General features: G+C 68.6%; 13 protein-coding genes. 4 read left to right on the top strand and 9 right to left on the bottom strand.

Annotated features, from left to right (window positions below; translation table 11 throughout):
- Both WBA11_RS20375 and WBA11_RS20370 read right to left on the bottom strand, forming a co-directional pair.
- The coding region (locus WBA11_RS20375; protein WP_424522461.1) for an ATP-grasp domain-containing protein at positions 1–551 on the bottom strand (551 nt) is incomplete at its 3' end.
- Positions 552–553: 2 nt separating this feature from the next.
- The gene (locus WBA11_RS20370; RefSeq protein ID WP_424522460.1) at positions 554–1942 is read right to left on the bottom strand and encodes an aminopeptidase P family protein; all 1389 of its coding nucleotides are present in this window, start codon (positions 1940–1942) and stop codon (positions 554–556) included.
- Positions 1943–2243: 301 nt separating this feature from the next.
- Between WBA11_RS20370 and WBA11_RS20365 the strand changes: the two genes are divergently transcribed.
- Positions 2244–3107, top strand: coding sequence for a bacteriorhodopsin (locus tag WBA11_RS20365; protein WP_424522459.1), 864 nt, complete (start codon positions 2244–2246; stop codon positions 3105–3107).
- 56 nt (positions 3108–3163) lie between these two features.
- Here the strand turns inward: WBA11_RS20365 and WBA11_RS20360 are convergent, their stop codons facing one another.
- The 3 genes from WBA11_RS20360 to WBA11_RS20350 all read right to left on the bottom strand — a co-directional run bounded on the left by WBA11_RS20360 (position 3164) and on the right by WBA11_RS20350 (position 5412).
- Entirely contained in the window at positions 3164–3298 is a 135-nt protein-coding gene (locus tag WBA11_RS20360; protein ID WP_424522458.1) for a hypothetical protein, read from the bottom strand.
- Positions 3299–3578: 280 nt separating this feature from the next.
- A complete protein-coding gene (locus WBA11_RS20355) occupies positions 3579–4481 on the bottom strand; it encodes an aminotransferase class IV (protein WP_424522457.1) in 903 nt (300 codons plus the stop codon).
- Entirely contained in the window at positions 4465–5412 is a 948-nt protein-coding gene (locus WBA11_RS20350) for an HAD family hydrolase (protein ID WP_424522456.1), read from the bottom strand. Before WBA11_RS20350 ends, WBA11_RS20355 begins: the two co-directional genes overlap by 17 nt.
- Here WBA11_RS20350 and WBA11_RS20345 point away from each other — a divergent pair.
- Positions 5411–5980 (top strand): DUF6438 domain-containing protein, encoded by a 570-nt coding sequence (locus tag WBA11_RS20345; protein ID WP_424522455.1) that lies wholly within the window; start codon positions 5411–5413, stop codon positions 5978–5980. The genes WBA11_RS20350 and WBA11_RS20345 overlap by 2 nt on opposite strands.
- Positions 5981–6052: 72 nt before the next feature.
- Positions 6053–6550 carry a DUF427 domain-containing protein gene (locus WBA11_RS20340; protein ID WP_424522454.1) on the top strand — a complete coding sequence of 166 codons (498 nt, stop codon included), beginning with the start codon at positions 6053–6055 and terminating at the stop codon, positions 6548–6550.
- Positions 6551–6602: 52 nt separating this feature from the next.
- Here WBA11_RS20340 and WBA11_RS20335 read toward each other — a convergent pair whose 3' ends face one another.
- Positions 6603–7418 (bottom strand): carbon-nitrogen hydrolase family protein, encoded by an 816-nt coding sequence (locus WBA11_RS20335; RefSeq protein ID WP_424522453.1) that lies wholly within the window; start codon positions 7416–7418, stop codon positions 6603–6605.
- A 160-nt stretch (positions 7419–7578) separates the two neighbouring features.
- Positions 7579–8286 (bottom strand): lysophospholipid acyltransferase family protein, encoded by a 708-nt coding sequence (locus WBA11_RS20330; RefSeq protein WP_424522452.1) that lies wholly within the window; start codon positions 8284–8286, stop codon positions 7579–7581.
- A gap of 89 nt (positions 8287–8375) precedes the next feature.
- Here WBA11_RS20330 and ndk point away from each other — a divergent pair, with 89 nt between their 5' ends.
- Positions 8376–8816, top strand: coding sequence for a nucleoside-diphosphate kinase (gene ndk / locus WBA11_RS20325; RefSeq protein WP_424522462.1), 441 nt, complete (start codon positions 8376–8378; stop codon positions 8814–8816).
- 104 nt (positions 8817–8920) lie between these two features.
- Here the strand turns inward: ndk and panD are convergent, their stop codons facing one another.
- On the bottom strand, positions 8921–9403 hold the full coding sequence (panD, locus tag WBA11_RS20320; protein ID WP_424522451.1) for an aspartate 1-decarboxylase: 483 nt from the start codon (positions 9401–9403) through the stop codon (positions 8921–8923).
- Positions 9404–9462: 59 nt separating this feature from the next.
- Positions 9463–10069, bottom strand: a 607-nt coding sequence (locus WBA11_RS20315; RefSeq protein WP_424522450.1) for a 4-phosphopantoate--beta-alanine ligase, incomplete at its 5' end; no start/stop codon positions are given.

Here is a 10069-nt window from a genome sequence, read left to right as displayed (position 1 = left end):
ACGAACGACTCGACGCTCATCTCGACGCCGACGACGAACGACTCGGCCATCCAGCCGTCCTCGAGGACGTCCGGCACGTCGGCGCGGTCCCGGACGACGGTCGTCCCCCGGCTCCCCGATCCGACGGCCGACTTGAGCACGAGCGGAAGCCGCAGCCGCTCGATGATGGCGTCGGCGTCGAGGTCGTCGTCGGCCTCCACAAAGTCGGCGCACGGAAGCCCCGCCGCCCTCACGGCCCGCTTCATTGCTCGCTTGTCCGAGCACAGCCTAGCTGATTCGACCGACAACCCGCGCAGACCCAGCGCCGTGCGCAGGTGCGACGCCGGCAGGACGGCCCGCTCGGTCAGCGCCACGACGGCATCGGCCTCGCCAAGCTGGTCCGCGACGCCCCGCCACGCCTCCGCTGACGCTCCGAAGTCGACCTCGAGGACGCAACGCGCCCGCGTCGCCGTCTTCGACGTTTGCTCCACGACAACCACGACCTCGAGGCCGAGCCGCTCGGCCGCATCGAGGGCGCCAGGGCGGGCCCCTACTAGGACGACGACCGACACCGCTAACGACCCTGGACGACCGCTTCGACGTCCTCGAGACTCTTGGGAATCGGAGGCCCGAGCACGCGGTGCCCGTCCTCCGTAATCAGGACGTCGTCCTCGATGCGGACGCCTCCGAACCCGACCCACTCGAATGCGGCGTCGTAGTCGACGAACTCCGAGAAACGTCCTTCGTCGGCCCACGTCTCGAGCAGGACGCGGTTAAAGTAGACGCCCGGCTCGATGGTCATCACCATGCCGGGCCGGAGCGCGCGGGCGAATCGGAGGTACTTCGTCCCGAACTGCGTGCTCCGCGTCGCCTCGTCGCCGTACCCCACACGGTCCTCGCCCAAGCCCTCGAGGTCGTGGACGTCGAGCCCCATCGGGTGCCCGAGCCCATGATGGTAGAACGCCGCGTGCGCGCCGACCTCGACGATGTCATCCACATTCCCGCGGAGAAGCCCAATGTCAATTAGGCCCGCCGCAATCGTTGCTGCGGACAGTCGGTGGACCTCCTGAAACGAGACGCTCGGCCCACAGGCCTCGATGGCCGCGACCTGCGCCTCGAGGACGACGCTGTAGATCAACCGTTGCCGGTCGGTGAACGTGCCGCCGACTGGCGATACGCGCGTGATGTCGGAGCAGTAACCCGACCCCGGCGCGACGCACCCCGCATCATGGAGCAGCAGGTCCCCGGCCTCCAAGACGTGGCTCGAGGCGTGGTGGTGCGGGACCTCGCCCCGGACCGTCACGATGGCCGGGAACGACAGGTACGAGCCCTTCCCCTTGGCGACGGCCTCGATGGCCGCGGCGACCTCGAACTCGGTCCGCCCCGGCTGCGCCAGCCGCATCGCGGTCCGGTGCATCTCGGCCGCGATCCCGACCGCAACTTCGATCTCGGCGACCTCGAGGTCGGTCTTCAAGATCCGCTGCGCAATCACGGCCTCGACGAGCGCGTCGGATGGCTTGATCGAGGACGCGGGCACCTCCAACAACCCGGCCAACCGCTCGCGCTGCGACGCCCGGTACGGCGGCAACACGTGGACCTCTCGCCCCTTCGCTCGCATCCCACGAACCGCGGCCTCGAGGTCGGAGACCGGCGCCGTGTGCTCGATCCCGGCCGACTCGGCGCGCTCGGCCATCGTCGGCGTCTCGCCGTCCCAGACCTTGTCTTCCAGCGTCGACTCACGCCCGTGCAGCGTCGACTCGCCGCTCTCGACATCGAGGACGAGCGCCAGGCTCGGCTCATCGAGGCCGGTGTAGTAGCGGAACGAGCCGTCCTGGCGGAAGCCGTAGTGGTTCGCCGGGTAGTTCATCGGCTCCGGGTCGTTGCCTATCAGGACGGCGACTCCGCCCCCGAGGGCGCCGGCGAGAGTGCGGCGGCGGGCGGCGAGCGTGGCGGCGTCCATCATGGTTTGAGGGCTGGGCGTCCTGCTGACCCCTCGGCAAGACCTCGGGTTTCCCACCTGTCCAGACGTAGACACCCAACAGCCACGTCCGGCCACTTCATCTCGGGGTCACGAGATCTCGGGGTCTCGAGCGATAGGGACCACCGGGCGCGTTTTGACGCGAACGCATGCAGCCACCTAAGGCAACCCCCTAAGTCCAAACCTTAAGCTTTTACATCATAGTCATCTCAGGCAACAACTAAGCGCCTAACAGGCGTCGGCTGTACATTGTATCCGTGGTCACCCCCTCCCAAACCTCACCCAAATGATACCCAACATTCCTTTCGAGAACTTCTTCTCGTACTCCCCGATGGCCTACGACATGGTCGCCCATGTTCTGACGCTGGGGTACGCCGTGATGCTGGCGGCTCTCTTCTACTTCATCCTAACGATGAAGTCGGTCGCCCCGAAGTACCGGATCTCCTCAGTGCTCTCGGTTGTGGTGATGGTCTCTGCGTTCCTGTTGCTCTACGCTCAGGCGCAGAACTGGGACTACGCGTTCGTCTATGACGAGGGACTCAACCAGTACGTCCGCGCCGACGGTGCGTCCACGTTCACGAACGGGTACCGGTACCTGAACTGGCTCATCGACGTGCCGATGCTGCTGTTCCAGATCCTGTTCGTGATCAACATCACGGGTGACAAGTTCGCGTCCACGCGGAACCAGTTCTTCTTCTCGGGCGCGATGATGATCATCACGGGCTACATCGGCCAGTACTACGAGGTCTCGAACGCGATGGCCTTCTACGTCTGGGGTGCTATCTCGACCCTGTTCTTCTTCCACGTCCTGTACCTGATGAAGAAGATCCTCGACGAGGGCAAGATTGGAATGGCGCCGGGCGCGGCCAAGCTGATCGGCACCATCTGGACTCTGTTCCTGGTCTCGTGGATGCTCTACCCGGGCGCGTACCTGATGCCGGCCATCACGGCCAACCTGCCCGACGGATCGGGCGTGGGCATCCTGCCGCTGCTCGACGGCGAGACCGCTGTCGTCGCGCGTTCGATTACGTACACCGTCGCCGACGTCTCGTCGAAGGTGATCTACGGCATCTTACTGACCGTCGCGGCTCAGATCCGCAGCAAGGAGGAGGCGAACTACGACTACGACACGCTCGACACCGTCTCGTAGCGTCTTCGTCCTCGACGTCTCGCGCGCCGGCTGCCCGAAGTGGGCAGCCGGCGCCGTCATGTCGTACCGTCGTCCAGGATCAAGACGGCGTCCTCGAGGGCGGCCCGACGGCACTCCTCCATGGATGGGTAGACGCCCGGCGCGACCTCGAGGTTTGTAGATCGCACGCGGTCGACCTCGACGGCGTTCACCTCGACGATGTGCCCGCCGGCGTCCAGCCAACGTGTCCGTGTGCGACGGCCGTGGCGGTCGCTTGAGCGTGCAGGTGACGAGGACCGTCTGTAGGTCGTCGTGGGTGTCAGGCGCCGTGGTGCACAGGTCACGCTGGCGGCCAGCGCCAAGATTGCTGGATGAGCCCTCAACGGTACGGACAACTCAACTGCCGCAACCGAGCGCGTCTGCTAGGGTTTTCTCTTCGTCCTCGAGGACGAGCCATACCCTGCGATGACCTGTTGGTGACGAGCGAGACGGCTACGTCAGAACGCGTTCTCCGCCGGCCGCCACCTCGGCCCGGAACAGCGCCGTCAGCCGCTCGGTCATCGGCCCGACGGAGCCGGTCCCGATGGTCCGCCCATCGAGGGCGGTCACGGCGGCCAGCTCGCCCATCGTCCCCGTGCAGAACATCTCGTCGGCGCGGTAGGCGTCGGTCGTGGACAGCCGGGCGGCACGGTGCGGGATGTCGTGGGTCACGCACAGGTCCAGGACGGTCTGGCGCGTGATGCCCTCGGGGCAGGCGTCGGCGTGCGAGGTCTGGACCACGCCGTCCTTGACCAAGAACACGTGGGTCCCGTTGCACTCGGCGATGAACCCCTGTCGGTCTAGCAAGAGCGCCGAGTCGGCCCCGGCGGCGTTGGCCTCGATCTTGGCCAGGATCGACGGGAGCAGGTTGTTGTGGTGGACCTTGGGGTCGAGGCAGTCCGGCGGCGACCGGCGCACGGACGACGTCTGGAGCCGCAGCCCCGACGTGTCGTAGACGGGCGCCTTCCACTCGGCGAGCACGATGAGTGTCGGGCCGGCCTGGTTGAGACGCGGATCCATGCCCGACGTGATCTTGGTCCCCCGCGACAGTGTGAGCCGGACGTGGACGCCGTCGCGCATCTCGTTGGCCTCGAGGGTTTTTCGGATCTCAGCCACGATGTGATCGCGCGACGGCACGTCCTCGATGGCCAACGCCTTCGCGGAGTCGACCAGCCGGTCGAGGTGCTCGCGCAGTCGGAAGATCCGGCCGTCGTAGAGCCGGAGCCCCTCCCAGACCCCGTCGCCGCCCTGGACGAGAGAGTCGAACGGCGACACGCCGGCATCGTCGCGATGGACCAGGTCGCCGCCGATGTTGACGATCAGGTCCCGGTTGCGTTCGTCAAACTGCTGGAGCATGGAGGCGGTGGTGAGAGAGCGTGTCGTACAGAGGCTGGGCTTCCTTGAGGACGGACTGCAATCGGCCGGGGACCGCGGCCGGACCGGGGCGCGGAGGCCCGAACCCGGTCGAGGCCCTGACGGAGCGGTACCAATGCGGCGCCCAGACGCCGTCCGTGTCACGCGGGCCAGGCGCCCACGACAGCATGGCCGGGTCCCACGCCACCTCGAGGGCGGCGCACAGAGCTCGCAACGTGCCCTCCGGGTCCCGCAGCACATCGGCCGAGTCGATGACCGGCGGGGGCTCGCCCTCGAGGTCGGCGACGCGAGCGAACAGCTCGGCTTGCTGGAGGAGCCCGGTGTCGGTGAGTGTCGGGTTTGGCGTCACGCGGTCCAGCGAGACCAAGACGGCGGCGGGGTCGCGGATCAGGAACGCGTGCCGAAAGCCGTGGTCGAGCCACTCTCGCCCGACGGTCGGAAGCAGGTGGTGGGCCATGTGCTTTTGGTACCACACCCCGGCTCCAGTCGGCACCGGCCCAGCCAGCCTCGAGGTCGCCGTCGGCCAGTCGGTCGGCTGGGCCTCGAGGACGTCGTTGCGACCGGGGTGGTCGAGGCCGGTCCCGGCGAGGTAGACGGCGTATAGGGGCTCGTCGGTGACGACGGTGTCCGCGCGGGATCCCCACGACCGCATCAGCGCCGTAGACAGGTTGCGGGGTCCGCTCCACATGGCCACGCGGACGGGTCCGGCCTCGAGGTCGGCGGAGGAGTCGGTGTCGCTGCGGGCCATCCGCCAGTCTAACGCCCGACGCTGGACGCGCATGGAGAACGGCGAGTCCGACAGCGTCTCGAGGACGAGGGCCGGGTGGCTCCACGGTGGTATCCGAAGTGCCTTGGGGCTCCAGGTGCAGACGCGGGACGCATGGTAGCGTACTTCCCCCACCTGTTCAGCCATGTTGGTCCTTCCGCTGCTCGCCCTCGCACTCCTGGCCGGGTGCGCCCAGCCGGCCGACGCTCCCAAGCCCGTCCCCTCTGGCGCTTCGACAGACGACGGCGACACACTCATTCGCCTGACGCGGAGCGACTGGTTCAACGGCGACCCGACGTACAGCGTCGAGGTCGACGGCAGTGGAGCCGTCCGCTACGTCGGCGAGGAACACGTCGAGGTGCTTGGGCAGGCGAGCCACACGGTCGCGCCGTCGGTCGTGGCCGGCCTGGTCTCGACCCTCCGCCGAGCCGGGTACGACGCGTTGCCGGACTCGCTCAGCGAGACCCGTGGTGGCGATCTAGGGCCGTGCTCGAGCTACTGGACGGACTCAGCGACCGCAACGACGATGGTGAAGACGGGCGGCGGCGAGCACGCCGTGTTCCACTACCACGGGTGCGTGTCCGACTTCCATCTCACGCTCGTCGCCCTCGAGGACGAGATCGACCGGGCGCTCGGCACGGAGCGGTGGGTCCGCGAGGGGTGGCCGGAGACCCGCTCGCCCAGTCCCACCGAGCGGCGGAGCTCTCGTCAGTAGAGCGACCTCGAGGACGGACCGGCGACCTCGACGCGCTCGACGGCGTTCGAGGCCGACACGCCGTTCGTCGCCATGCCTCCCGTCACACCCATCCCGCCCGGTCCCGGCCAAGAGTCCGTCTGGGACTACCCGCGCCCGCCCGCCCTCGAGGCCGTCGGCGAGACGGTCCGCATCGCGTTCGGAGGCCAGGAGATCGCGCGAACCAATGAGGCGTTGCGAATCCTGGAGACCAGTCACCCACCGACGATCTACCTGCCTCCGTCCGCCTTCATCGAGGGCGTCCTCGAGGGCCGGCCGGAGACGTCGGGGTGCGAATGGAAGGGGCTCGCGGTCTACTTCGACGTCGTCTCGAACGGGCACCGGGCGGAGAAGGTGGCGTGGGCCTACCCCGACCCTCGGCCGACGTACCGAGCGCTCAAGGACCACGTTGCGGTCTACGCCGGGCCGATGGACGCGTGCTGGATCGGCGACGAGCGGGTCGAGCCGCAACCGGGAGGCTTCTACGGCGGATGGGTCACGCCGAAGGTAGTCGGGCCGTTCAAGGGCGCGCCCGGCACGTGGGGCTGGTAGCCGAAGCGACTCGGCCGCGCCAGCATCGTGACACGACCACGTCCCCCGGACGTCAGATCCAGTCGGCGTAGAGCTCCGGCCGGCGGTCGCGCAGGAACAGGCGCCGGGCGTGCGACGAGGCGACGGCCTCGAGGTCGAGGTCGGCCACCAGGATCTCCTCGGTGCCCTGTTCGGCTCGGGCGACGACCGTTCCGTCGGGCGCGCAGACGAAGCTCTCGCCCGCGAACGTGAGTCGCTCCTCGGGGCCGACGCGGTTGACGAGCGCCGTGAAGTACCCGTTCTGGAACGCGGCGACCTGGAGCTCGGCCTCGTACAGTCCGTCCGGCCACTCTCCCACCGCGCCGGCCTGGGGCACCACGACGACCTCGGCACCGGCGACAGCGAGCGCGCGCATGGCCTCGGGGTAGTGCCGGTCGTAACAGATCGCGACGCCGATCTTGCCGGCCGCGGTGTCGAAGACCGGCAGACCTCGGTCGCCGGGCGCGTAGTAGCCCTGCTCGTGGAACGCTTGGTAGTCCGTGATATGGATCATCCGCGTTCGGCCCAGCAACGTCCCGTCCGCGTCGATCACGGGCGACGTGTCGAACGTTCGGTCGCCGTCGCGCTCGAACAGGTTGAGGACGGCCACGACGCCCCGCTCCCGGCACCGCTCCTGGAACGCCCGGACGGTCGGACCGTCGATGGACTCGGCGGCCTCGAGGGCGGCGGGCGTCGCCAAGCGCTGCGGGTAGAACGGCGTAAACGCGAGTTCGGCGAAGGCCACCACGTCGGCGCCGTCGTCAGCCGCTCGGTCGAAGGCCTCGAGGCCGCGGGCGAGGTTGCCCTCGAGGTCGTCGGTGGCGGGCTGCTGGACGAGGGCGATGCGCATGTGGTTGGGGATTGGGGATTGGGGAAGATGCGCGCGGGCCGCCCTCGAGGTCGCCGACTCGACGCGGATTCTTGGACGTCATCGCGACGTCTTCGGCCTCGAGGACGCGTCAGACGTAGAGACGCCCCGCGGGACGTGTGTGCCGACCTCGAGGGCGCTGTCAAGGCAGCAACCCGTTCACGGCAGCCCGCACCTGTCGGCCGACCTCGAGGGCGGAGCCGGACGGCTCGATCGGGGCTCCGAGCTTGACGGTCACGCGACCCGGCTGGGCCGTCTCCCCATTCTCGTCCAGGAGACGGTACGCGCCGTCAATCGCAACCGGTACGACGGAGACGCCGGCCTCGAGGGCGAGCCGGAACGCGCCGGGGTAGAACCGACCGAGGTCGCGGCCGTAGCTCCGCGTCCCCTCGGGGAAAAGCAGGACGGACTCGCCGGCTTCCAATCGTTCGCGCGCGGCCTCGAGGGCGGCGTCCGTTCCGCCCGGCGCACGGCGGTCCAGGAAGACGCACCGGGAGACCGCCAGGATGCTGCCGACGAGCGGGAGGCGCCGGAGCTCCGAGCGGGCCACGAACACGAACGGCGCGGGGATGCCCAACGCGAGCGCCGGGATGTCCAGCATGGCCTGGTGATTGGCCGCGTAGACGACAGGACCCCTCGGTGCGTCATGGGCGCCCTCGACTCGGAATCCACAGCCGGTCAGGACCAACCAGGCCCAGGCTCGCAGCCACGTCCAGAACGTCCTCGAGGTCGGCCACAGCTTCATCGCGAGGATCCACGCCGGCCACATCGTCGCCAGCACGACCACGTTCCACGTCAGCGTCCAGAAGAACCAGACGCGGGCGGCGGGAGCACGGAGCACGGAGGGCACGTCGCGAAGCTACCCGCCTCTTCCCCGGCGATTCGCGGTCTGGCCCGCGCCCTCGGGGTTGATTGCCCGACCCACTTCCCCAGACCGACATGGAGCGCACGCTCGCCATCATCAAGCCCGACGCCGTCGCCAACGGACACGCCGGCAAGATCCTCGACCGCATCCTCTCCGAGGGCTTCGCCGTCCGCGCGATGAAGCTCACGACGCTGACCTTGGAGCAGGCCCAGGGCTTCTACGCCGTCCACGCCGAGCGCCCGTTCTTCGGCGAGCTCACCGAGTTCATGTCGAGCGGCCCGTGCGTCCCTCTCGTCTTGGAGCGCGACGACGCGGTCGCCACGTGGCGCGAGGTGATCGGCGCGACCAACCCGGCCGACGCGGCCGAGGGCACGATCCGCAAGCAGTTCGCGACCTCGATGGGCGAGAACGCCGTCCACGGCTCGGACTCGGCCCAGAACGGCGTCAAGGAGGGCCGCTACTTCTTCTCGGAGAGCGAGATCGTCCAGAACGGCGCCGACGTGATCGACGCGTAGCGCTCGACCTCATTTCGAAACGGGCCGGCGTCCTCGAGGGCGCCGGCCTTTTTTTGGCTCTCGAGGTGGCAACCTCGAGGGCGAGTCCTCGCGAGGAGTCGGCGCTATCGGCGGGGGCGGCCTTGAGGGCGGCGGCTCTTCTGCCCGAGCCGCGGCGCCCAGATGTCGTCGGCCTCGACGGCGTTCGTCACGGCGGGCATCGTCGGGTCCGAGACGTCGGCGCCATCGAGGTCGAAGACCTGGGTCGGGTTGTTCTCCGAGTCGACCAGGACGACGCGCGGCTGGTGGGTCTCGGCCTCCTCCGGCGTCATGTCGGCGTAGGCCATCACCACGACCAGGTCGCCCGGCGCGCACAGGCGAGCGGCGGGGCCGTTGAGGCAGACCGTCCTCGAGCCCACCTTGTCCGGGATCGTGTACGTCTCGAGACGCGCGCCGTTGTTCACGTTGACGACCTGGACCCGCTCGTAGGGCAGGATGCCCGAGGCTTCCATGAGCTCGCGGTCGAGCGTGATCGAGCCCTCGTAGTGGAGGGCCGCTTCGGTGACCGTCAAGCGGTGGAGCTTGCCCTTGAACAGCGTGATCGTCATGAGGTGTGGGGATTGGGGGATGGGGATCAGGGATTGGGGAGAGCCCCAACACCCAACACCTAATCCCCAACAACCAAAGTCGTGTTGTCGATGAGGCGGGTGTCGCCGACGAACGCGGCGACTGCCACAAGGTACCGGCCATCGGAAGGGCTTTCACTCGAGAGCGTGACGGCCGGCTCCAACGTGTCCGCGTCGACGACCTCGAGGTAGTCCGGCCGGACCAGCGGTGCCGACTGCAGGGTCTCCCGCATCAAGCGGCGCAGGGCGTCGACCGAGCGCTCGCCGGCCTCGAGGGCGGACTCGACAGCGCGAATGGCCTGGGACAGGACGATGGCTTGTTTGCGTTCCTCGGGCGAGAGGTAGCGGTTCCTCGAGGACATCGCCAGCCCGTCGGCTTCGCGCACGATAGGGTGGCCGACGACCTCGAGGCCGAACCCGAGCTCCGCGACCATCCGGCGGATAATGGCGAGCTGCTGCGCGTCCTTCTGCCCAAAGACGGCGACGTGCGGCCGGCAAGCCAAAAGCAGCTTCGTCACGACCGTCGTGACGCCCTGGAAGTGGCCCGGCCTCGAGGCGCCGCACAGGTGCCGGTCGAGGTCGCGGACCGAGACCGTCGCGAAAGGCGGCAGCCCGAACGGGTACATCTCCTGAGGCGAGGGCGCGAAC

Origin of the sequence: Rubrivirga sp. (assembly GCF_049648075.1) — a bacterium.
In the GTDB taxonomy this organism is placed as follows: domain Bacteria; phylum Bacteroidota; class Rhodothermia; order Rhodothermales; family Rubricoccaceae; genus Rubrivirga.
The sequence above is the reverse complement of the archived record's forward strand: the minus strand, read 5'-3'. Positions and strand labels throughout refer to the sequence as shown.